Genomic DNA, 22,754 nt, shown 5'->3' with positions numbered 1-22,754 from the left:
CACCATGTTTGGCGCAGACAAAGGCACCTCCGGCCCGCTCGATGGCCGCAAGCTTTCCATCGGCATCGTCCAGGCCCGCTTCAACGAAGGCATCACCAACGCTCTGTACGAAGCCTGCCACGCCGAGCTGCTGGCACTGGGGGTGCAGGAAAAGAACATCAAGCGCGTGACCGTGCCCGGCGCCCTGGAAGTGCCCGTGGTGCTGCAGGCCATGGCCGAGCAGGACGAATACGACGCCCTGATCGCGCTGGGTTGCATCATCCGTGGCGAGACCTACCACTTCGAGCTGGTGTCCAACGAGTCGGGTGCCGGCGTCACGCGCGTCTCGCTCGACACCCACACCCCGATCGCCAACGCCATCCTGACCACCGAAAACGTGTCCCAAGCCGTGGCCCGCCAGGAAGAAAAAGGCCGCGACGCCGCGCGCGTGGCCATTGAAATGGCGCATCTGCTGGAGCAACTGGCCTGATGAACACCGACACCAAGCCCCGCAAGGCCTCGGACAAATCGGCACGGACGCGCGCACGCGAATTCGCGCTGCAGGCGCTGTACCAGCACATTGTCGGCCGCAACGAGGCCACCGACATCGACGTCTTCACGCGCGACCTCTCGGGCTTTCACAAGGCCGACAGCGTGCACTACGACGCGCTGCTGCACGGCTGCATTGCCGAAGCTGCAGAGGCCGACGCCCTGATCGAACCGCTGCTGGACCGCAAGCTGGCCGAAATCTCGCCCATCGAACGCGGCGTGATGTGGATCGGTGTGTACGAATTCCGCCACTGCGCCGACGTGCCCTGGCGCGTGGTGCTCAACGAATGCATCGAACTGGCCAAGAGCTTCGGTGGCACCGACGGCCACAAATACGTCAACGGCGTGCTGCACCCGCTGGCCGAAAAGCTGCGCCCGGTGGAAACGGCTGCGGCCCCCCGCCCGCGCAGTCCCCGCAAGCCGGCCGACGGCAGCCCGGAAGCGGCCTGACCGTCGGCGCACGCAGCATGCGGATCGCCCAACGCGCCCAACGGGTGGCGCCCTTTTACGTCATGGAGCTGGCCAAGACCGCCAGCGAGATGGCAGCCCGGGCCCAGGCCGGCGACCGCCCCATGATCTACCTGAACATCGGCGAGCCGGACTTCACCGCACCACCGCTGGTGCAGATCGCCGCCGAGCGCGCCATCCGCGATGGCCGCAGCCAGTACACGCCCGCCACCGGCCTGCCCGCGCTGCGCGAAGCCATCAGCGGCTGGTACGCCAGCCGCTTCGGCCTGCAGGTTGATCCGGGCCGCATCGTCGTCACGGCCGGTGCTTCGGCCGCGCTGCAACTGGCCTGCCTCGCGCTGATTGAGGCGGGTGACGACATCCTGATGCCCGACCCCTGCTACCCCTGCAACCGGCAGTTCGTGCAGGCGGCCGAAGGGCGACCTGTGCTGATTCCGACCGGGGCCGACAGCCGCTTCCAGCTCAGCGCCGCCCAGGTCGAAACCGCGTGGGGCCCATCCACGCGCGGCGTGCTGCTGGCCTCCCCCTCCAACCCCACCGGCACCAGCATCGCCCGCGACGAACTGGAGCGCACGGCCAGCTTCGTGCGCGAGCGCGGCGGGATCACCCTGGTGGACGAGATCTACCTGGGCCTGAGCTACGAGGACGCCTACGGCCACAGCGCCCTGGGCCTGCCCGACGGGTTGGGCGAACAAATCATCAGCGTCAACAGCTTCAGCAAATACTTCAACATGACGGGTTGGCGCCTGGGCTGGCTGGTGCTGCCCCCTGCGCTGGTGGCGCCGGTAGAGAGGTTGGCGCAGAACCTGTTCATCTGCGCCAGCACCATCGCCCAGCACGCGGCGCTGGCCTGCTTCGAGGCCGAGAGCCTGGCCGAATACGAGCGCCGCCGTGCCGAATTCAAGGCGCGGCGCGACTGGTTCATTCCCGAACTCAACCGCCTGGGCCTGACCGTGCCCGTCATGCCCGACGGCGCCTTCTACGCCTGGGCCGACGTCCGGAACCTGTGCCAGCGCTGGGGCATCAGCACCGACCCCACGGGCAACACGCCTGGCGGCAGTTGGCCCCTGGCCTTCGAGCTCATGAAGCGCACCCAGTTGGCCACCACACCGGGGCGCGATTTCGGCGTCGCCGACCCACAGCATTGGCTGCGCTTTTCCACCGCCAATGCCCTGCCGCAGCTGCAGGAAGCCATTGCCCGGCTGGAGGCCGCGCTGTGAGCGCGCACAGCGTGGGGGCCACCGATCCGGCGCCGGGCCGTTCCCAAGCGGGATCAGCCCCCTCGGGGAGCAGCGACCCGCGCAGCGGTGGAGCGTGGGGGTCCACCGATCCGGCGCCGGGCCGTTCCCAAGCCGGATCAGCCCCCTCGGGGGGCAGCGACCCGCGCAGCGGTGGAGCGTGGGGGTCCACTTTCTCCTGGCCCGTGCGCGTCTACTGGGAAGACACCGACGCTGGCGGCATCGTCTTCTATGCCAACTACCTCAAGTTTTTCGAACGCGCCCGCACCGAGTGGCTGCGCGAGCGTGGCGTGCACCAACGCGCACTGCGCGACGAAGCCGGTGGCATGTTCGTCGTCAGCGACTGCCGGTTGCGCTACCTGCGCAGCGCCCGCCTGGACGATTTGCTTCTGGTTACCGCGCAGGCCACTGAGGTGGGCAAAGCCTCCCTTACCATTGTGCAGAGCGCGCTCCTGAAACCGCAGCAGGAGGGCGAGCCGCCCGTTTTGCTGTGCGAAGGCGAAGTCCGCGCTGGCTGGGTCGATGCCCAGACCTTGCGGCCCGCGCGCATTCCCGCCAGCGTGCTGCAGCGCCTGCAAGCCGCGCCCGACTGACGAACTTTTTCCCGCCACCTCCGCTCTAGAAACCATGCCGCAAGATCTCTCCATCGTCCAGTTGCTGCTCCACGCCAGCTGGGTGGTCCAGGCCGTGGTCGTCCTGCTGGTGCTGATGTCCGTCATCAGCTGGGCCGCCATCTTCCGCAAGGTCTTCGCGATCAAGCGCGTCAAGGCGCACGACGACGACTTCGAGCGCGAGTTCTGGTCCGGCACCAACCTCAACGACCTGTATGTCGCCGCCGCCCAGAGCGCCCGCCACGGCGGCCCGATGGAGCGCATCTTCGCCAGCGGCATGCGCGAATTCAACAAGCTGCGAGAGCGCCGCATCAACGACAGCGGCACGCTGCTCGACGGCGCCCGCCGTGCCATGCGCGCCAGCCTGCAGCGCGAGCTGGACACGCTGGAGTCCAACCTGTCCTTCCTCGGTACCGTCGGTTCGGTCGCACCCTATGTGGGCTTGTTCGGCACGGTCTGGGGGATCATGCATGCCTTCACCGGCCTCGCGGCGCTGGCCCAGGTGACCCTGGCCACGGTGGCGCCCGGTATCGCCGAAGCCCTGGTGGCCACCGCCATCGGCCTGTTTGCCGCCATCCCGGCCGTGGTCGCCTACAACCGTTTCACGCACGACGTCGACCGCGTCGCCATCCGGCTGGAGACCTTCATGGAAGAGTTCTCCAACATCCTGCAGCGCAACCTGGGTCACCAGCCGGCCTCGGCTTCGGCTTCGGGGCACTGACGCGGAGCCGACGCCCATGCCCGCCGCCTCTTCCCGCGGACGCGCCCGCCGCACCAAGAACGAGATCAACATGGTCCCGTTCATCGACGTGATGCTCGTGCTGCTGATCATCTTCATGGTCACGGCGCCGCTGATCACGCCCAGCCAGATCGAAGTGCCCAGCGCCGGCGAGTCGGCCAGCCGGCCACCGGCCAAGTACGTCAGCGTCATCATCGAAAAAAACGAAACCATCGAGGTTCGCGAAGGCCCGTCCGGCAAGGACGGCAACACCGTCAAGCTGTCGCAACTGGCGCGCGAAGTGCAGCAGTGGCGCGCGCGCATCGACACCGCCCCCGATGCCAAGGTGGCGGTCATGATCAGCGCCGACAAGGGCGTGCAGTACGAAGCCGTGGTCAACGCCATGAGCACCCTGCGCGAAGCGGGCATCGGACCGATCGGCCTGGCGGTCAAGACCTCGCGCTGACGCCGCTGGAAGCCCTGTGATGAAGGCCACCGCCGAAAGCCTGGAATTCAAGCCCCCACAGGCCGGTCGCTGGACCGGGCCGGTCGGCCTGGCGCTGGTGGTGCACGGCCTGCTCATTGCGGCCCTGACCTGGGGCATCCAATGGCGGGACGATCCGGTCCTGGTGGCCTTCGAAACCGAGATCTGGTCCCCCACGGCGCGCCAGGCCGCCCCGGCTCCCGTGCAACCACCACCCCCGCCGGAACCCGAAACCCCGCCCGCACCGAAACCGGAACCCAAGCCGGTGCCCCAACCTGCCCCCCCGGCACCGCCGAAGGTCAAGGACGCCGAGATCGCCACCGCCCAGGCGAAAAAGAAGCAGGAAGAAGAGCGCCAGCGGCGCGAAGCCCTGGCGCAGGAAAAGCAGCGCGCCAAGGCAGAGGCCGACAAGCGCGAAAAGGCAGAAAAGGCGGCGCGCGAGAAAAAGCTGGCCGAAGACAAAAAGAAGAAAGAAGCCGAACAAAAGAAACTCGCCGAGCAAAAGCGCGAGGCCGACGAGCAGCGCCGCGCCGACAAGGCCGCCCAGGCCGCACGCGAAGAGCAGTTGCGCCGCATCATGGGTCAGGCCGGCGCCACGGGGGGCGCCACAGCCACCGGCACCGCCCAGCGCAGCAGCGGCCCCTCATCGGGTTACGCCGGGCGCGTGGTGGCCCGCATCCGGCCCAACATCATCTACCAGCAGGAATTCCCGGCCTCCTTGCGTGCCGAAGTGGAAGTGCGCGCCGCGTCCGACGGCACCATCACCGCCCGCCGCGTGGTGCGCTCCAGCGGCGATCCCGAATGGGACCAGGCCGCCCTGCGCGCCATCGACCGCACCGGCATGCTCCCGCGCGACGTCGATGGCAGCGTGCCTGCCGTCATCACCATCGTGATGCGCCCGCGGGACTGAGCGGCCCGCCCCTGCGGGCCCATCCGGCCACAATCCCCCCGATGAGCACCCCCAACCCGGATCGCGCCCGCGCGGCCAGTGCCGCACCACTGCGCGGCCTGCTGCCCTTCATCCGCCCCTACCGCTGGCAGGTGACGCTGGCGCTGCTGTTCCTGCTGATGGCCGCGGCCGCGACGCTGCTGTTTCCGCTTGCGCTGCGGCAACTGGTCGATGGCGGGCTGACGTCCGGCCAGGCGACCGACCGGGGCGCGCAGGCGCTGGCGCTGCGAGGACACTTCCTGCAGCTCTTTGGCGTGGCGGTGCTGATGGGCGTGGCGTCGGCCTCGCGCTTTTACATGGTCAGTTGGCTGGGCGAGCGCATCACGGCCGATCTGCGCAACGCGGTCTACGCCCACGTGCTCCGGCAAAGCCCGCAGTTTTTCGAAACCACGCAAACCGGCGAGGTGGTCTCGCGGCTGAGCACCGACACCACGCTGGTGCAGACCGTGGTGGGCTCCTCGCTTTCCATGGGGCTGCGCAACGCGGTCACCGGCATCGGCGCCCTGCTGATGCTGGTGATCAGCCACCCCTATGTGATGGTGCCCGTGCTGGCCGTCGTGCTGCTGGTGGTGCTGCCGGCGATTGCCATCGGGCGGCGGGTGCGCCGGCTGTCGCGCGCCAGCCAGGACCGCGTCGCCGATTCCAGCGCCATCGCAGCCGAGGTGCTGGGCGCGGTGCCCGTGGTGCAGAGCTTCACCGGCGAAGCACACGAAACCCGGCGTTTTGCCGCGTCGACGGAAAACGCCTTTGCCACCGCCGTGCGCCGCAGCCGCGCACGGGCCTTCCTGGTAGCATTCATCATCATCGCCAACGCGGCCCTCATTCTCTGGGGGCTCTACCAGGGCACGCAGGCGGTGCTGGCCGGGCAACTGAGCGCCGGCCAACTGGGACAGGCGGTGCTGTACGTGATCATCTTTGCCGGCGCCGTGGCGGTGCTGGGCGAGGTCTACGGCGACCTGCTGCGCGCGGCAGGCGCCAGCGAACGGCTGATGGAATTGCTGGCCCTGCGCTCGCCCGTGCAGTCGCCCCCCCAGCCGCGAGAGGCGCCCCTGCCCGTGGGCGGCTCACAACTGGTCTTTGACAGCGTGGATTTCCACTACCCCTCGCGCCCGGCGCAGGCGGCGCTCAGCGGGTTCTCGCTGGCCGTGACGCCGGGCAGCACGGTGGCACTCGTCGGGCCCAGCGGCGCCGGCAAGACCACGGTGCTGGGCCTGCTGCTGCGGTTCTACGATCCGCAGGCGGGCCGCATCGTGCTGGACGGCGTGCCCATCGACCAGATGGATCTGCAGGCACTGCGCGCGCGCATCGGTGTGGTGCCGCAGGATGCGGTGATCTTCTCCACCACGGCGATGGAGAACATCCGCTACGGTCGTGCCGATGCCAGCGACGACGAGGTGGTCGCCGCCGCCCGCGCCGCGCATGCCGACGCCTTCATCCGCGAATTGCCGGAAGGCTACGCCAGCTTCCTGGGCGAGCGTGGGGTGCGTCTGTCGGGTGGTCAGCGCCAGCGTATCGCCATCGCGCGCGCCATGCTCAAGAACCCGCCCCTGCTGTTGCTCGACGAGGCCACCAGCGCGCTGGACGCGCAAAGCGAGCGGGCCGTGCAGGCCGCGCTCGATTCGGCCATGCAGGACCGAACCACCCTGGTGATCGCCCACCGCCTGGCCACCGTGCAGCAGGCCGACCGCATTGTGGTGCTGGACCACGGCCGCATCGTCGAGCAAGGGACCCATGCCGAACTGGTCGCGGCTGGCGGTCTTTACGCACGGCTGGCCGCCCTGCAGTTCAGCTGACCAGACAGCCTGCGTTGGCGCCGGTCACCACGGCGAGCGCACGACTATGCGTTTGACGCATAACGTCCAGCCAAGCCGGCCTTGGACAGGCTGAAAAGGCCTGCGTAAGCTCTCGATCCGTCGGCTCCACAAGGGGCGACGAACCCCTTCGGAGCTTTTCGCCCATGTCACAAGCACCCTCTTCCACCCCGGTTGCGGCCACGAATTCGCCGGCCGCCTTCACCCACGCCCTGCCCTCCTATCTGGACCCGAACCACCTCGGGCCCTGGGGCACCTACCTGCAACAGGTCGACCGCGTGACACCCTACCTGGGCCCGCTCGCGCGCTGGGTGGAAACGCTCAAGCGCCCCAAACGCATTCTGGTCGTGGACGTGCCGATCGAGCTGGACAACGGCACCATCGCCCACTTCGAGGGCTACCGTGTGCAACACAACCTCAGCCGCGGCCCCGGCAAGGGCGGTGTGCGCTTTCACCAGGACGTGACGCTCTCGGAAGTGATGGCGCTGTCGGCGTGGATGTCGGTCAAGAACGCTGCCGTGAACGTGCCCTACGGCGGTGCCAAGGGTGGCATCCGTGTCGATCCCAAGCAGCTTTCGCGCGGCGAGCTGGAGCGCCTGACGCGCCGCTATACCAGCGAAATCGGCCTGCTGATCGGCCCCTCCAAGGACATTCCGGCGCCCGACGTGAACACCAACGGGCAGGTCATGGCCTGGATGATGGACACGTATTCCATGAACGTGGGGGCCACCGCCACCGGCGTGGTGACCGGCAAACCAGTGGACCTGGGTGGCTCGCTGGGCCGCGTCGAGGCCACCGGCCGGGGCGTGTTCACCGTCGGCATCGAGGCCGCCAAGCTCACCGGCCTGCCCGTCGAAGGTGCGCGCGTGGCGGTCCAGGGCTTCGGCAATGTGGGTGGTATCGCCGGCAAGCTGTTTGCCGAAGCCGGGGCCAAGGTCGTGGCCGTGCAGGACCACACCGGCACCATCTTCAACACGAATGGCCTCGACGTGCCGGCCCTGCTCGCCCACGTCAAGCAGACAGGCGGGGTCGGCGGCTTTGCCGGCGCCGAAACGATGGCCAACGACGACTTCTGGAGCGTGGACTGCGACATCCTCATCCCGGCAGCGCTTGAAGGCCAGATCCACAAGGGCAACGCGGGCCGCATCAAGGCCAAGATGGTGATCGAGGGCGCCAACGGCCCGACGACGCCGGAGGCCGACGACATCCTCAACGACAAGGGTGTGCTGGTGCTGCCCGACGTGATCGCCAACGCCGGCGGCGTGACGGTCAGCTATTTCGAGTGGGTGCAGGACTTCTCGAGCTTCTTCTGGACAGAGGACGAGATCAATGCCCGCCTGGTGCGCATCATGCAGGAAGCCTTTGCAGGCGTCTGGCAGGTGGCCCAGGAGAACAAGGTATCGCTGCGCACAGCGACCTTCATTGTCGCCTGCCAGCGCATCCTGCACGCGCGCGAGATGCGCGGCCTGTACCCCTGACAGGAAAGCGGTTCGCGCATGACGCTCACTGCCGGCGGGTGGTTCGGCCACCCTGCCGGGAGCCGCTCAGGCGGCTCTGGTCACTGCAAGGTTTCCTTGATGGCGGGCAGATCGGGCAGGGGCACGACGTCGATACCCTCCTCGATCAAGGCCATCGCCACTTCGGGGCTGGCGCGTCCGCGGATGTTGCGCTGGGCGATGTCGCCCTGGTGCATGGCGCGGGCCTGATCGGCGAATCGCTCACCGACATCTTCGGTCTGGGCCACGATTTCGCGCATGGCCTTCAAAAGGCGGGCTTGAAGCTCGGGCGCCGGCGCCTGTGGCGCCTTCGGCGCATCGGCGGGCAAGCGCGAACCCTCTTCCCGGGGAGTGCCCAGGTTCAAGCGGGGCGCGGAAGGCATCTTCAAGACATGGGCTGCACCGCAGACAGGACACGCAAGCAGACCCCGATCCCGTTGCTGCTGGAAGTCGTCTTCGGAAGCGAACCAGCCTTCAAAAGTGTGCTGGTGCTCGCACTGGAGGTTGAGAACCTTCATGGCGAGATTATCGGGCGACGGCCGCTGGCATTGCCCCCGACCAATCGAGTGACCACGCGCCCGAGAGCACATTCTGAAGCCACAGTGCCCCGACCAGGGTCTTGCTGTCGATCGTGGTGCCGTCGCGGCAGGCCTGAAGCAAGGCTTCCGGCGTGGCGCTGAAGACGTCCAGGAATTCACCGTCGTCGAGTTGCCGTTCACCGGGCACCAGGCCCCGCGCGAACCAGATATCGATGACCTCGTCGGAATAGGCGATGGTGGGCGCCAAGCGGCCGGCGAACGCCCATTCGGCGGCTGTATAACCCGTCTCTTCGAGCAGTTCACGGCGGGCACACGCCAGGCTGCCTTCGCCCGCGTCGAGCTTGCCGGCCGGGAATTCGATGATCGCCTGCCGCATCGGGTGGCGCCATTGGCGCTCCAGCACCACCTGACCATCGTCGAGCAGGCCGATGACCATCACCGCGCCCGGGTGCAGCACGTATTCCCGCGTCGCTTCGCGCCCCGAAGGGAGGCGGACCGTGTCGCGCACGGCGTGGAGAAAGTGGCCCCGCAACAGCTCCTGTCGGGCCACAGGTTCTTCGCGCAGGTGCGCGTCAGCCGGTGCGTCCACGGCTCAGTTCCGGCGCTTGAACAGATAGCGCCACACGAAGCCCGGAAACGCCAGGGTCAGGAACAGCGCTGCGGTGGTGGCATAGAACTCCCAGCCCTGGGGATAGATCTGGCCCGCCGACTGCTCCAGCGCCAGACCAATGCCGCCCACGACGAAATACATCACCAGCAGTTCAGCCAGACGCACCCCCAGACTCTTGGGTGCAGCGGACGCACCGCGCGGCCACAGCGCCAGCCATCGGTTGTTCACAAAAGGCAGATTGGCACCGGCCAAGGCCACGAGCAGGACAAGCCAGACGGAGAAAGAATGCGACATGCGGATGGGATCGCGATGGTGGCGACAGGTTCACACCGCCGCCACCGGCCTCAGGCAAACAGCTGAGCCACCGCCTGGGCACACAGCGCCATGAGGCCGCCAGGCAACAAACCCAGCACCAGCACGAGCGCCCCGTTGAGCGACAGGAGCGAGCGCACCTCGACAGGGGCTTCGATCGGCGCGGTCTGCACCGGTGCGTCGAAGTACATCACCTTCACCACACGCAGGTAGTAGAAGGCGCCGATCAGCGACATGATGACGGCGAACACGGCCAGACCGATATAGAACGAACCGCCATGGGCGAGCAGCGCCTGCAGCACCGACAGCTTGGCGTAGAAGCCGACCAAAGGCGGCACACCGGCGAGCGAAAACATGAAGATCGCCATGATGCCCGCGTACAGCGGGCTGCGCTGGTTCAGGCCAGCCAGGTCCTGGACCTCTTCGGACTCGAACCCCTGGCGCGAGAGCAGCAGAATGACCCCAAAGGTGCCCAGCGTGGTCAGCACATAGGACACGACGTAGAACATGGCCGAGCCATAGGCGTTGGCCAGATTGCTCTTGTCGTCGCCCACAACGCCCGCCACCAGCGCCAGCAGCAGGAAGCCCATCTGCGCGATGGTGGAAAACGCCAGCATGCGCTTGAGGTTGCTCTGTGCGATGGCGGTCAGGTTGCCCACCAACAGCGACAGCACGGCCAAGACGGCCAGCATCTGCTGCCAGTCAACCGCCAGCGGCTGCAGACCTTCGGCCAGCAGTCGCACGACGATGGCAAAGGCGGCCAGCTTGGGTGCACCACCGATGAGCAGTGTCACTGCCGTGGGGGCACCGTGGTAGACGTCAGGCACCCACATGTGGAAAGGCACGACGCCGAGCTTGAAGGCAAGACCCGCCACCACGAACACCAGCCCGAGCACCAGCACCTGGGCCGAACCCTTGAGCGAACCCTCACCGCCAGCGATGGCTTGCATGACCTCGGTCACGTTGAGCGATCCCGTGGCGCCATACACCAGAGACAGGCCATAGAGCAGGAAGCCACTGGCCAGTGCACCCAGCACAAAGTACTTCATCGCGGCCTCGGTCGCGTTGAGGTCATCACGGCGCAGGGCCACCAGCGCATAGCTGGCCAGGGTCAGCAGTTCCAAACCCAGGTAGATGATCAGGAAGTTGTGACCCGAGATCATCACGAACATGCCCAGCAAGGCCAGCAGCGACAGCGTGAACAGTTCACCGCCACGCATCATGTCGCGGGCCCCCGCATAACCGCGCCCATACACCAGGGTGACGAACACCGCGATGCTGGCAAAGCACTTGAGCCAGTTGCCCATGGGGTCGCTGACGATCATGCCGCCGAAGCCGTGGAGGGTTTGGCCGGTGGCCGCGTAGCTTCCCTGAAGGTAGGCGACCACGGCCAGGGTGGCCAGGGTCAGCACGTAGGTGGCACCGCGCAGCGGTGTCTTGACCGCCAGATCCACCAACGCAATCACGCAGGCCATCACCAGCAGGAGGATTTCAGGGTATGCCGTGACCCAGCTGAGGTTGTCAATCATGTGAACGTCTCTCGTGTTTCGCTCGGTCGTGCCTCAGGGGAGTTTGGAGATGGCCACGTGGCGCAGCAGCTCGGCCACCGAAGCGTCCATGACGTCGGTAAAGGGCTTCGGATAGACACCCATGTACAGCACCATGAAGGCCAGCAGCGCCATCACCAGGAATTCCCGCTTGTTGATATCGGTCAGCGCCTTCACATCATCATTGCCCGGTGCGCCCAGATAGACGCGCTTGAACATCCACAGCGAATAGGCGGCGCCAAAGATCAGGGCCGTGGCGGCCAGCATGCCGACCCAGAAATTGGCCTTGACCGCGGCAATGATCACCATCCACTCACCGACGAAACCCGCGGTACCCGGAAGACCGGCGTTGGCCATGGTGAACAGCAGGGCAAACGCCGCGAAACGGGGCATGGTGTTGACGACACCACCATAGGCCGCGATCTCGCGCGAATGCACCCGGTCATACAGCACACCGATGGCCAGGAACATGGCCGCCGACACGAAGCCGTGCGAGATCATCTGCACGATGGCGCCGGAAACACCCAGGTCGTTGAAGACGAAGAAGCCCAGGGTCACAAACCCCATGTGGGCGACGGACGAATACGCCACCAGTTTCTTCATGTCCTGCTGGACCATCGCCACCAGGCCAACGTAGATCACGGCGATGAGCGACAGCGCAATCATCAGCCATGCCCATTCGTGCGACGCATCGGGTGCGATGGGCAGCGAGAAACGCAGAAAACCGTAGGCACCCAGCTTCAGCATGATGGCCGCCAGCACGGCCGATCCACCGGTGGGCGCTTCGACGTGCACATCGGGCAGCCAGGTGTGGACGGGCCACATCGGCACCTTCACCGCAAACGCAGCGAAAAAGGCGAAGAACAGCAGGGTCTGGGCATGCGCACCGATCTTGAGCTGGTGCCAGGTCGCCAGGTCGAAACTGCCACCCGAGAGGTTGTACAGATAGACCAGCGCCACCAGCATGAGCAGCGAGCCCATCAGCGTGTAGAGGAAGAACTTGAACGCGGCGTAGATCTTGTTCGGACCACCCCAGATCCCGATGATGAGGTACATCGGGATCAGCGTCGCCTCGAAGAAGACGTAGAACAGCATGGCGTCCAGCGAGGTGAACACGCCGATCATCAGGCCGGAGAGGATCAGGAACGCGCCCATGTACTGGTTGACGCGCTCGGTGATCACCTCCCAGCCGGCCAGCACCACGATCACGGTGATGAAGGCGGTCAGCGGTACGAGCCACAGCGAGATGCCGTCCACACCCAGGTGGTAGTGCACATTGAAACGCTCGATCCAGAGGCTTTTCTCGACCAGTTGCATCGCGGCCGAACCGGTCTCGAAACCGGCGTACACCGGCCACGTCACCGCCAGACCGGCCAGAGCACCAATCAGCGCCATCCAGCGCACGGCGCCGGCGTGCTCGTCGCGCCCGAAGGCGAGCAGCGCGGTGCCGAAAAAGATCGGCACCCAGATCGCAAGGCTCAGCAAACCCATGTTGTTCTTCTCCTTATTTGGCGAGCCACACGAACCAGGTCATGAACAGCATGACGCCCACGATCATCAACAGCGCGTAGTGGTACAGATAGCCCGACTGCAGATGCCGCACGATGGCAGACATCGCACCCACAAGCTTCCAGCTGGCGTTGACGACGCCACCTTCGATGACGCCACGATCACCGCCCTTCCAGAGGCCCATACCGATCAGCCGTGCGCCACGGGCCAGCACGTTTTCGTTGAACCAGTCGAGGTAGTACTTGTTCTCGAGAATCGTCACCAGCGGCTTGAGCGCGCGGGCGATGGCCGCCGGAACGGCCGGGTTGACCATGTACATGTACCAGGCGGACACGGCGCCCGCGAGAGCCAAGTACAACGGGGGCGTCGACACGGCGTGCAGGGCCATCTTCAGCGGACCGTGGAAGACCGAGGCGAACTCCGCCATGGCCGGGTGGGCCGCGTTGTTGACCGTGATGGCATCGGCCAGGAAGTCACCGAACACCAGCGGCGAGATCGTCAGGTAGCCGATGACCACCGACGGAATCGCCAGCAGCAACAGCGGCACTGTCACGACCCAGGGTGATTCGTGCGGCTTGCCGTCGCCATGGTGGCCGTGGTCATCGTGATGATCGTCGTGGTGCACATCCGGGTTCTGGTCGTAGCGTTCCTTGCCGTGGAAAACCAGGAAGTACAGGCGGAACGAGTAGAACGAGGTGACGAACACACCCGCCAACACCGCGAAATGGGCGAAACCGGCGGCGGGCAGGTTGCTGAAGTGCACCGCCTCGATGATCGAGTCCTTGGAATAGAAACCCGAGAAGAAAGGCGTGCCAATGAGGGCCAGCGTACCCAGAAGAGACGTGATCCAGGTGATGGGCATGTACTTGCGCACGTTGCCCATCCAGCGGATGTCCTGGTTGTGGTGCATGCCGATGATGACCGAGCCGGCGGCCAGGAACAGCAGCGCCTTGAAGAAGGCGTGCGTCATCAGGTGGAACACGGCCACCGAATAGGCGGAAGCGCCCAGCGCGACGGTCATGTAGCCCAATTGCGACAGCGTCGAGTAGGCGACCACCCGCTTGATGTCGTTCTGGATGATGCCGAGGAAGCCCATGAACAGGGCCGTGATGGCACCGATGATCAGGATGAAGTTCAGCGCAGCGTCCGACAACTCGAACAGGGGCGACATGCGGCTGACCATGAAGATGCCGGCAGTCACCATCGTGGCGGCATGGATCAGCGCGGAAATCGGGGTGGGGCCTTCCATCGAGTCAGGCAGCCACACATGCAAGGGAAACTGGGCCGACTTGCCCATCGCCCCAATGAACAGGCAGATGCAGATGACGGTCACCAGCAGCGGCTCCTGGCCGAACACGTACCAGGGGAACTCGATGACACCCAGCTCGCCAGCCTTGGCGAAGATCTCGGTGTAGTTCATCGTGCCCGTGTAGGCCACGATCAGACCGATGCCCAGGATGAAGCCGAAGTCACCCACCCGGTTGACCAGGAAGGCCTTCATGTTGGCGAAGATGGCTGTGGGCTTGTTGAACCAGAAACCGATCAGCAGGTACGACACCAGGCCCACGGCTTCCCAGCCGAAGAACAGCTGGAGCAGGTTGTTGCTCATGACCAGCATGAGCATGGAGAAGGTGAACAGCGAGATGTAGGCGAAGAAACGGTTGTAGCCGGCATCCTCTTCCATGTAGCCGATGGTGTAGATGTGCACCATCAGCGACACGAAGGTCACCACGCACATCATCATGGCGGTCAGGCCATCGACCATGAAGCCGATTTCCATCTTCAGGCCACCGATCTGCATCCATTCGTAGATCGTGTCGTTGAAGCGGGCCCCGGCGATCACATCTTTGAGGGTGATCGCCGAGAGGATGAAGGCGATCAGCACGCCCAGGATCGTGAAAGTGTGGGAAGCGCGACGGCCCATCACGTTGCCGCCAAAAGCCGTGCCCAGAATGCCGGCCAGCGCCGAGCCCACCAGGGGCGCAAGCGGTACGGCCAGCAGCGTCGTTGCAGAAAGGGTTGTGCTCATCTGTTTGCCTGTTCTTTTGCGGGCTTAACCCTTGAGCGCGTTGAGTTCCTCGACGCTGATCGACGAGCGGTTGCGGAACAGCAGCACCAGGATGGCCAGACCGATCGCCGACTCGGCGGCCGCCACGGTCAGGATGAAGAACACGAACACCTGACCATGCATGTCGCCCAGGAAATGGGAGAACGCCACAAAGTTCATGTTCACGGCCAGCAGCATCAGCTCGATGGCCATCAGCAGCACGATGAGGTTCTTCCGGTTCAGAAAGATGCCGACAACCGACAGCGCGAAAAGGATCGCACCGACGGCAAGGAAATGTCCGAGTGTGAGACTCATGCCTTCTGGCCCTCCTCCGGGGTCGCCGCGTCTGCCGCAGGTGCGGCCTCGGCCTTGCGCGTGGTGGCCACCGGGACCACCACCAGGCGATCGGCCGCGCGCACGCGCACCTGGTTACCCGCATTGATGAATTTGCTGTCCTTGCGGTGGCGCAGCGTCAGCGCAATCGCCGCCACCATGGCCACCAGCAGGATCACGGCCGCCACCTGGATCGGATACAGGTATTCGGTGTAGAGCAGGAGGCCCAGTGCCTTGGTGTTGGAGACCTCAGCCGCCGCAACAGCCGGCGTGGCCAGTTCGGGAAACCCCACCCACTGGACAGCGATGACCTCGGCGGCCACCAGGCCACCCAATACCGCCGCCAGCGGGAAGTGCTGCCAGAAGCTCCAGCGATCCCCTTCCAGGCGGATGTCCAGCATCATTACCACGAAGAGGAACAGCACCATCACCGCCCCCAGGTACACCAGCACCAGCGTCAGGCCGAGAAATTCGGCCTTGAGCAGAAGCCACAGGCCCGAGGCCTGCGAAAACGCCAGCATCAGGTAGAGCACGGCGTGCACGGGGTTGCGCGAGGTCACGACACGGAAGGCAGCAAACAGCAGCACCGCCGTGAACAGGTAGAAAAAGCCGGTCTGGTAATCCATGTTGTCGTCTTTCGGCTCAGCGGTACTTGGCGTCCGCTGCCTTGGCCGCAGCAATCTCGGGCTCGTACCGGTCGCCCACGGCCAGCAGCATGTCCTTGGTGAAGTACAGATCGCCGCGCTTTTCACCGTGGTATTCGAAGATCTGCGTCTCCACGATGGCGTCGACCGGGCAGGCTTCTTCGCAGAAACCGCAGAAGATGCACTTGGTCAGATCGATGTCGTAGCGGGTGGTACGACGGGTGCCGTCTTCGCGCTCACCGGCCTCGATGGTGATGGCGACGGCAGGGCAGACGGCTTCGCACAGCTTGCAGGCGATGCAACGTTCCTCGCCGTTTTCATAGCGGCGCTGGGCGTGCAGGCCACGGAAACGCGGAGACAGCGGCGTTTTTTCTTCAGGGAACTGCACCGTGACTTTGCGGCGCAAGGCGTAGCGGCCCGTCAGGGCCATGCCCTTGACGAGTTCCACGAGCATGAAGCTCTTCAAAAAATCGCGCAGAGAAAAGGGAGCGACAGCGGTGGTGGACATGGTCGTTCGCCCGGCTTATTTCCAGAGGTTCCACGATGTCTGCATCAGGCCACCGACGAGCAGCAGCCAGATGAGCGTGACGGGAATGAAGATCTTCCAGCCCAGACGCATGATCTGGTCATAGCGGAAGCGCGGGAAGGTGGCGCGGATCCAGATGAAGCACGACACCACGAAGAAGGTCTTGGCAGCCAGCCAGATCCAGCCTGGGACGAAGTCCAGTGCCGCCACGGGCGAGAGCCAACCGCCCAGGAACATCAGCACGGCCAGAATGGACACCAGCCACATGCTCGCGTATTCGGCCAGGAAGAAGATGGCAAAGCCCATGCCCGAGTACTCGACCATGTGGCCGGCCACGATTTCGGCTTCGCCTTCCACCACGTCGAACGGGTGGCGGTTGGTTTCGGCCACGCCGGAGATCAGGTAGACGATGAAGATGGGCAACAGCGGCAGCCAGTTCCACGACAGGAAACCCAGCCCCATGTTGGCGCCCATACCCCGGGACTGCGACGCCACGATCTCGCCCAGTTGTAGGCTGCCAGCGGTCATCACGACGACCAGGAAGCAGAAACCGATGGCGATTTCGTAACTCACCATCTGGGCCGATGCACGCAGCGCCCCCAGAAAAGCGTACTTGGAGTTGGAGGCCCAGCCGGCGATGATCACGCCGTACACCTCGATGGAGGTGATGGCCAGGATGACCAGAATACCGGCGTTGATGTTGGCAATCACGGCCTCGGGGCCGAACGGCACAGCCACCCAGGCAGCCAGCGCCGGCATGATGGCCATGACCGGGCCGAGACGGAACAGACCATTGGCTGCTGCCGAGGGACGGATCAGCTCCTTCGTGAGCAGCTTGAGCGCATCGGCGATCGGTTGCAGCAAACCCAACGGGCCGACGCGGTTGGGACCATGGCGCACCTGCATGAAGCCCAGGAGCTTGCGCTCCCAGAGCGTGAGGTAAGCCACCGCCCCCAGCAGAGGCAGCAGCACGGCCACGATCTTGATCAGGCCCCAGATGACCGGCCAAGCGGCTGCGGTCCACCAGGAGGCGTCGATCAGGCCAAGGCCTCCGTTGTACATCGCATCGATCATGCTTGGACTCCTTGCGCGGCCGCACGGGCTGCGCGCGCATCGCTCGTGAGTTGCAGCGAGGGCGCACGGCGCACCAGCGCATCGAGCTGGTAAATCGAGGCCACACAGGGGGCGGCGCCAGCCGGGCTTTGGTCGGCTGCTGCCGGCCCCACGCCGGCATCGGCGTTGGACAGACGGGCCGCATCGACAAAGGCACCGGCGGTCACGCCAGGCAGCGCGGCAGCAAGCACCGCCTGCGAAGAGTCGGCATCAAAGCCCGCCAGGCCGAGCAGATTGCCCAGTACGCGCAAGACCTTCCAGCCGGGGCGGGTCTCGGCCAGAGGGCGAACCACCGCCTGGAAGCTCTGTAGCCGGCCTTCGGCATTGACGAAAGAGCCAGAGGTTTCGGTAAACGGAGCCATCGGCAGCAGCACGTCGCTGATGTCGAGGTTGGTCTTGAATGGGCTCAGGGTCACGACCAGATCGGCCGACTTCAGACCCACTTCACCGGCCGCGCTGTCGGCAGCGGGTTCCGTGTTCAGCAAGACGGCCGCCTTGAGCCCACCACCCAGCATCTGGCTGGCGTTCAGGCCGCCCTGCCCCGGCACGGCGCGCACCAGTTGCGCCCCCACGGTGTTGGCGGCTTCGGTGAGGTAACCCACCGTGGCACCGGTCTGCGCACCGATCCAGTTGGCCAGCGACAGCAGGCTGGAGGCTTTTTCGTGATGCGCTGCGGCATTGCCCAGAAGAATGGCTTTGTGTTCACCACTGAGCAGCGAACGGGCCACGGCGCGGGCCTCATCGGTCACCGATCCGGCCACCGGCGGTTGCACGCCCGCTTCGACCGCCACAGCCGCCGCGATCCCGGCCAGTGCCGACACCCACACACTGCTGTCGGCGAGCACGGTGTGCGCAAGCGGCAACGCCCACTCCGGCTGTGCAGCCACCAGAGCCGACACCTCGGCACCCTTGCGGGCGGCCTGCCGAATGCGCTGAGCAAACAGCGGATGGTCCTTGCGCAGGTTGGCGCCCACCACCAGGACGCGCTGCAGCGTCGACAGGCTTGCGATATCGGTGCCCAGCCAGCGGGCGGCGCCGGTGATCGCTGCATTGCCGAAATCGGCATGGCGCAGGCGGCTGTCGATGTTTTCGCTGCCCAGGCCACGCACCAATGCGCCCGCCAGGGCCAGCTCTTCCACCGTGCTGTGCGGGCTGGCCAGCACGCCAATGGCCCCGGCCCCATGTTCCGACTTGACCTGCTTGAGGCCATTGGCCACGTATTCCAGCGCGGTCTGCCAGTCAACGGACTGCCATTCGCCGCCCTGCTTGATCATGGGCTGGGTCAGACGGTCTTCCCCATTGAGCGCCTCGTACGAGAAGCGGTCGCGATCAGCAATCCAGCACTCGTTGACGGCCTCGTTCTCCAGCGGCACCACGCGCATGACCTGGTGGTTCTTCACCTGAACGATCAGGTTGGCGCCGGTCGAATCGTGCGGGCTCACACTCTTGCGGCGCGAGAGCTCCCAGGTGCGGGCGTGGTAACGGAAAGGCTTGCTGGTCAGCGCCCCGACCGGGCAGATGTCGATCATGTTGCCCGAGAGCTCGGAGTCCACCGTCTGGCCGACGAAGGTTTCGATCTCGGAATGTTCACCCCGGTGAGACATGCCCAATTCCATGGCGCCGGCAATTTCCTGACCGAAGCGCACGCAGCGGGTGCAATGGATGCAGCGGCTCATCTCCTCCATGGAGATCAGCGGGCCCACGTTCTTGTGGAACACCACGCGCTTTTCCTCGGCGTAGCGCGAAGCACCACCACCGTAGCCCACGGCCAGATCCTGCAGTTGGCACTCGCCACCCTGGTCGCAGATCGGGCAGTCCAGCGGGTGGTTGATGAGCAGGAACTCCATCACCGACTTCTGGGCCTTGATGGCCTTGTCGGACTTGGTGCGCACGATCATGCCCATCGTCACCGGCGTGGCGCAGGCGGGCATGGGCTTGGGCGCTTTCTCCACATCCACCAGGCACATGCGGCAGTTGGCGGCGATGGACAGCTTCTTGTGGTAGCAGAAATGCGGGATGTAGGTGCCGGCCTTCTCGGCGGCATGCATCACCATGCTGCCTGGCGGGACTTCGACCTTCTGGCCGTCGAGTTCGATTTCAACCATGTGTTTTACTCGTCTCGTCGTGTTCAGGCGGCCTGCGAGGCGGCTGCATCGGCCTTGATCAGGGCCGCGAACTCGGGGCGGAAATGCTTGAGCATGGCGCGCACCGGCATGGCAGCGGCGTCGCCCAGCGCGCAGATGGTGCGGCCCATGATGTTCTCGGCCACGTTGTCCAGCAAATCCATGTCGGCCGGTTTGGCTTCCCCGCGCTGGATCTTGTCGACCAGACGCCAGAGCCAACCCGTCCCCTCGCGGCAGGGGGTGCACTGGCCGCAGGATTCGTGCATGTAGAAATAGGACAGGCGCTTGAGCGACTCGACCATGCAGCGGCTGTCGTCCATCACGATCACGGCACCCGAACCGAGCATCGACCCCGCTTTGGAGATCGAGTCGTAGTCCATGGTGCACTCGTTGATGATGTGCGCAGGCAGCACCGGGGCAGAGGAGCCGCCCGGAATCACCGCCTTGAGCTGGCGGCCCGTGCGCACACCGCCGGCCAGTTCGAGCAGCTTGGTGAACGGCGTGCCCAGTGGCACCTCATAGTTGCCGGGCAGGTTCACGTCGCCCGAGACCGAGAAGATCTTGGTCCCGCCGTTGTTGGGCTTGCCGCATTCCAGATAGGCCTGACCGCCATTGCGGATGATCCAGGGGACCGCCGCAAAGGTCTCGGTGTTGTTGATGGTGGTCGGCTTCCCGTACAGGCCGAAGCTGGCCGGGAACGGCGGCTTGAAGCGGGGTTGGCCCTTCTTGCCTTCCAGCGATTCCAGCAACGCAGTTTCTTCACCACAGATGTAGGCGCCGAAGCCATGGTGCGCATGCAGCTGGAAGCTGAAGTTCGAACCCAGGATCCGGTCACCCAGGAAGCCGGCGGCACGGGCTTCTTCCAGGGCCGCCTCGAAGCGCTCGTACACCTCGAAGATCTCGCCGTGGATGTAGTTGTAGCCGATGGAGATGCCCATCGCGTACGCCGCAATCGCCATCCCTTCGATGACGATGTGCGGGTTGTACATGAGGATGTCGCGGTCTTTGCAAGTGCCGGGCTCGCCCTCGTCGGAATTGCACACCAGGTGCTTCTGGCCAGGGAACTGGCGGGGCATGAAGCTCCACTTCAGGCCGGTCGGGAAACCCGCGCCACCCCGGCCACGCAGGCCCGAGTCCTTCATCGTCGCGATCACCTGGTCCTGCGTCAGGCCTTCACCGCCGTCCTGCCCCAGGATCTTGCGCAGCGCCTGGTAGCCGCCACGGGCCTCGTAGTCCTTGATCGACCAGTTGCTGCCGTTCAAATCGGCGTAGATCTGCGGGTTGATATGCCGGCCATGAAAGCAGGTCTGCACACCGGTGGCGCTGAATTGCTGGATCACCTGCTCGGCGTTCATGCCTTGCCCTCCACCGCCTTGAGGCCGTCAACGAGTTGGTCGAGCTTGTCGTGGCTCATGAAGCTGCACATGTTGCGGTCGTTCACGAGCATCACCGGGGCGTCGGCGCAGGCCCCGAGGCATTCGCATTGCTGCAGCGTGAACAGGCCATCGGCTGTCGTGCCACCCATCTGAATGCCCAGCTTGTGCGCCAGATGCGCAAGCGCTTCGTTGCCGCCACGCAATTGGCAGGGCAGGTTGGTACAGACGTTGAGCTTGTACTTGCCCACCGGCTGCTGGTTGTACATGTTGTAGAAGGTCGTGACCTCATGCACGGCCATGACCGGAATGCCCAGGTACTCGGCAATCGCCAGCTCGGCTTCGCGGCTGACCCAGCCCTGCTCCTGCTGAACGATCGACAGGCAGGCCATCACGGCCGACTGGGCCTGGCCGGCCGGGTACTTGGCCACCTCGCGCGCGAATCGCGTGCGGGTGGATTCGGACAACTGCTGGGCCGCCACCGGGGCGGCGGAAGTCGATGGGGCGCTCATCGGTCGATCTCTCCGAAAACGATGTCCATGGTGCCGATGATGGCCACCGCATCCGCCAGCATGTGGCCGCGGGCCATTTCGTTGAGCGTCGCCAGATGGGCGAAGCCGGGAGCACGGATCTTCAGACGGTAAGGCTTGTTGGCGCCGTCGCTCACCAAATAGATGCCGAACTCCCCCTTGGGATGCTCGACGGCGGCGTAGGCTTCACCTTCGGGCACATGGAAACCTTCAGTAAAGAGCTTGAAATGGTGAATCAGCTCTTCCATGTTGGACTTCATGGATTCGCGCGAAGGCGGCGCCACCTTGTGGTTGTCGGTGATCACCGGGCCCGGGTTCACGCGCAGCCAGTCCACACATTGTTTGATGATGCGGTTGGACTGCTTCATCTCTTCCATGCGGACGAGGTAGCGGTCGTAGGTGTCGCCCGTCTTGCCGACCGGAATGTCGAATTCCATGCGGTCGTACACATCGTACGGCTGCTTCTTGCGAAGGTCCCAGGCAATGCCAGAACCGCGCAGCATGGGACCGGTCATGCCCAGGTTGAGTGCCCGTTCGGGCGGCACCACACCGATACCCACCGTACGCTGCTTCCAGATGCGGTTGTCGGTCAGCAGCGTGTGGTATTCGCCCAGGTAGGTAGGGAAACGCTGGGTGAAATCGTCGATGAAGTCCAGCAGCGAACCCTGACGATTCTGGTTGAGCGCCTCGATGCCCTTGGCATTGCGCACCTTGCTGACCTTGTACTGCGGCATGCTGTCCGGCAGATCACGGTAGACACCACCCGGGCGGAAGTAGGCCGCGTGCATGCGCGCACCCGACACCGCCTCGTACATGTCGAACAGATCTTCACGCTCGCGGAAAGCGTAGATCAGGATGGTCGAGCTGCCGCAGTCGTTGCCGTGCGAGCCCAGCCACATCAGGTGGTTGAGCAGACGGGTGATCTCGCTGAACATCACGCGGATGTATTGGGCGCGGATCGGCACCTCGATGCCCAGCAGTTTTTCGATGGCCAGGCAGTAGGCGTGCTCGTTGCACATCATGGACACGTAATCCAGCCGGTCCATGTAAGGCAGCGACTGGATGAAGGTCTTGTGTTCGGCCAGTTTTTCGGTGGCGCGGTGCAGCAGGCCGATATGGGGGTCCGCGCGCTGGACGACTTCGCCGTCCAGCTCCAGCACCAGGCGCAGCACGCCGTGTGCGGCCGGGTGCTGAGGGCCGAAGTTCAGGGTGTAGTTCTTGATCTCTGCCATGTGATTTCCGCCA

The 22,754-nt window shown here is 65.1% G+C and carries 23 protein-coding genes; 9 read left to right on the top strand and 14 right to left on the bottom strand.

The window, feature by feature from the left end; genetic code table 11:
• The first annotated feature begins 4 nt into the window (after nucleotides 1–4).
• The 9 genes from ribH to L0977_RS15315 all read left to right on the top strand — a co-directional run bounded on the left by ribH (nucleotide 5) and on the right by L0977_RS15315 (nucleotide 8,285).
• Nucleotides 5–469, top strand: coding sequence for a 6,7-dimethyl-8-ribityllumazine synthase (gene ribH, locus L0977_RS15355; protein WP_234265731.1), 465 nt, complete (start codon nucleotides 5–7; stop codon nucleotides 467–469).
• Nucleotides 469–978 carry a transcription antitermination factor NusB gene (gene nusB, locus L0977_RS15350; protein WP_234265730.1) on the top strand — a complete coding sequence of 170 codons (510 nt, stop codon included), beginning with the start codon at nucleotides 469–471 and terminating at the stop codon, nucleotides 976–978. Before ribH ends, nusB begins: the two co-directional genes overlap by 1 nt.
• A 17-nt stretch (nucleotides 979–995) precedes the next feature.
• Nucleotides 996–2,216 carry a pyridoxal phosphate-dependent aminotransferase gene (locus L0977_RS15345; RefSeq protein ID WP_234265729.1) on the top strand — a complete coding sequence of 407 codons (1,221 nt, stop codon included), beginning with the start codon at nucleotides 996–998 and terminating at the stop codon, nucleotides 2,214–2,216.
• 203 nt (nucleotides 2,217–2,419) lie between these two features.
• Nucleotides 2,420–2,827, top strand: coding sequence for a YbgC/FadM family acyl-CoA thioesterase (locus L0977_RS15340; protein WP_234265728.1), 408 nt, complete (start codon nucleotides 2,420–2,422; stop codon nucleotides 2,825–2,827).
• Nucleotides 2,828–2,861: 34 nt separating this feature from the next.
• Nucleotides 2,862–3,566, top strand: coding sequence for a protein TolQ (gene tolQ / locus L0977_RS15335; protein WP_234265727.1), 705 nt, complete (start codon nucleotides 2,862–2,864; stop codon nucleotides 3,564–3,566).
• A 16-nt stretch (nucleotides 3,567–3,582) separates the two neighbouring features.
• The gene (locus tag L0977_RS15330) at nucleotides 3,583–4,029 is read left to right on the top strand and encodes an ExbD/TolR family protein (RefSeq protein WP_234265726.1); all 447 of its coding nucleotides are present in this window, start codon (nucleotides 3,583–3,585) and stop codon (nucleotides 4,027–4,029) included.
• A gap of 19 nt (nucleotides 4,030–4,048) precedes the next feature.
• Complete coding sequence (tolA, locus tag L0977_RS15325) at nucleotides 4,049–4,957, top strand: cell envelope integrity protein TolA (protein ID WP_234265725.1); 909 nt, start codon at nucleotides 4,049–4,051, stop codon at nucleotides 4,955–4,957.
• Between the two features lie 41 nt (nucleotides 4,958–4,998).
• Nucleotides 4,999–6,789 (top strand): ABC transporter transmembrane domain-containing protein, encoded by a 1,791-nt coding sequence (locus tag L0977_RS15320; RefSeq protein ID WP_234265724.1) that lies wholly within the window; start codon nucleotides 4,999–5,001, stop codon nucleotides 6,787–6,789.
• Between the two features lie 164 nt (nucleotides 6,790–6,953).
• Nucleotides 6,954–8,285, top strand: a complete 1,332-nt coding sequence (locus L0977_RS15315; RefSeq protein WP_234265723.1) for a Glu/Leu/Phe/Val family dehydrogenase — start codon at nucleotides 6,954–6,956, stop codon at nucleotides 8,283–8,285.
• 80 nt (nucleotides 8,286–8,365) lie between these two features.
• On the opposite strand, the gene L0977_RS15310 is transcribed toward L0977_RS15315, so the two are convergent.
• From L0977_RS15310 to L0977_RS15245, 14 genes are read right to left on the bottom strand one after another with little or no spacing between them, the layout of a single operon-like run.
• Entirely contained in the window at nucleotides 8,366–8,821 is a 456-nt protein-coding gene (locus L0977_RS15310) for a DUF1178 family protein (protein ID WP_234265722.1), read from the bottom strand.
• Nucleotides 8,822–8,828: 7 nt separating this feature from the next.
• On the bottom strand, nucleotides 8,829–9,431 hold the full coding sequence (locus L0977_RS15305) for an NUDIX domain-containing protein (protein WP_234265721.1): 603 nt from the start codon (nucleotides 9,429–9,431) through the stop codon (nucleotides 8,829–8,831).
• A gap of 3 nt (nucleotides 9,432–9,434) precedes the next feature.
• Nucleotides 9,435–9,746: a DUF2818 family protein gene (locus L0977_RS15300; protein WP_234265720.1), complete on the bottom strand. Its 312-nt coding sequence runs from the start codon at nucleotides 9,744–9,746 to the stop codon at nucleotides 9,435–9,437.
• 50 nt (nucleotides 9,747–9,796) lie between these two features.
• Entirely contained in the window at nucleotides 9,797–11,293 is a 1,497-nt protein-coding gene (nuoN, locus tag L0977_RS15295; RefSeq protein WP_234265719.1) for an NADH-quinone oxidoreductase subunit NuoN, read from the bottom strand.
• Nucleotides 11,294–11,326: 33 nt separating this feature from the next.
• Nucleotides 11,327–12,802: an NADH-quinone oxidoreductase subunit M gene (locus L0977_RS15290; protein WP_234265718.1), complete on the bottom strand. Its 1,476-nt coding sequence runs from the start codon at nucleotides 12,800–12,802 to the stop codon at nucleotides 11,327–11,329.
• Between the two features lie 13 nt (nucleotides 12,803–12,815).
• Entirely contained in the window at nucleotides 12,816–14,849 is a 2,034-nt protein-coding gene (gene nuoL / locus L0977_RS15285; protein ID WP_234265717.1) for an NADH-quinone oxidoreductase subunit L, read from the bottom strand.
• 24 nt (nucleotides 14,850–14,873) lie between these two features.
• Complete coding sequence (nuoK, locus tag L0977_RS15280; RefSeq protein WP_234265716.1) at nucleotides 14,874–15,182, bottom strand: NADH-quinone oxidoreductase subunit NuoK; 309 nt, start codon at nucleotides 15,180–15,182, stop codon at nucleotides 14,874–14,876.
• Nucleotides 15,179–15,826: an NADH-quinone oxidoreductase subunit J gene (locus L0977_RS15275; protein ID WP_234265715.1), complete on the bottom strand. Its 648-nt coding sequence runs from the start codon at nucleotides 15,824–15,826 to the stop codon at nucleotides 15,179–15,181. The genes nuoK and L0977_RS15275 overlap by 4 nt, the downstream gene beginning before the upstream one ends.
• A 16-nt stretch (nucleotides 15,827–15,842) precedes the next feature.
• Nucleotides 15,843–16,352 carry an NADH-quinone oxidoreductase subunit NuoI gene (nuoI, locus tag L0977_RS15270; RefSeq protein ID WP_234265714.1) on the bottom strand — a complete coding sequence of 170 codons (510 nt, stop codon included), beginning with the start codon at nucleotides 16,350–16,352 and terminating at the stop codon, nucleotides 15,843–15,845.
• A gap of 15 nt (nucleotides 16,353–16,367) precedes the next feature.
• Nucleotides 16,368–17,444, bottom strand: a complete 1,077-nt coding sequence (gene nuoH / locus L0977_RS15265; protein ID WP_234265713.1) for an NADH-quinone oxidoreductase subunit NuoH — start codon at nucleotides 17,442–17,444, stop codon at nucleotides 16,368–16,370.
• Nucleotides 17,441–19,588: an NADH-quinone oxidoreductase subunit NuoG gene (gene nuoG, locus L0977_RS15260; RefSeq protein WP_234265712.1), complete on the bottom strand. Its 2,148-nt coding sequence runs from the start codon at nucleotides 19,586–19,588 to the stop codon at nucleotides 17,441–17,443. The genes nuoH and nuoG overlap by 4 nt, the downstream gene beginning before the upstream one ends.
• A 23-nt stretch (nucleotides 19,589–19,611) precedes the next feature.
• Nucleotides 19,612–20,961, bottom strand: coding sequence for an NADH-quinone oxidoreductase subunit NuoF (nuoF, locus tag L0977_RS15255; RefSeq protein WP_234265711.1), 1,350 nt, complete (start codon nucleotides 20,959–20,961; stop codon nucleotides 19,612–19,614).
• Nucleotides 20,958–21,491 carry an NADH-quinone oxidoreductase subunit NuoE gene (nuoE, locus tag L0977_RS15250; protein ID WP_234265710.1) on the bottom strand — a complete coding sequence of 178 codons (534 nt, stop codon included), beginning with the start codon at nucleotides 21,489–21,491 and terminating at the stop codon, nucleotides 20,958–20,960. Before nuoE ends, nuoF begins: the two co-directional genes overlap by 4 nt.
• Nucleotides 21,488–22,741 (bottom strand): NADH-quinone oxidoreductase subunit D, encoded by a 1,254-nt coding sequence (locus L0977_RS15245; RefSeq protein WP_234265709.1) that lies wholly within the window; start codon nucleotides 22,739–22,741, stop codon nucleotides 21,488–21,490. The genes nuoE and L0977_RS15245 overlap by 4 nt, the downstream gene beginning before the upstream one ends.
• Between the last annotated feature and the right edge of the window lie 13 nt (nucleotides 22,742–22,754).

Source organism: Hydrogenophaga sp. NFH-34 (assembly GCF_021401345.1).
Classification (GTDB): Bacteria; Pseudomonadota; Gammaproteobacteria; order Burkholderiales; family Burkholderiaceae_C; genus Hydrogenophaga; species Hydrogenophaga electricum.
The sequence above is the reverse complement of the archived record's forward strand: the minus strand, read 5'-3'. Positions and strand labels throughout refer to the sequence as shown.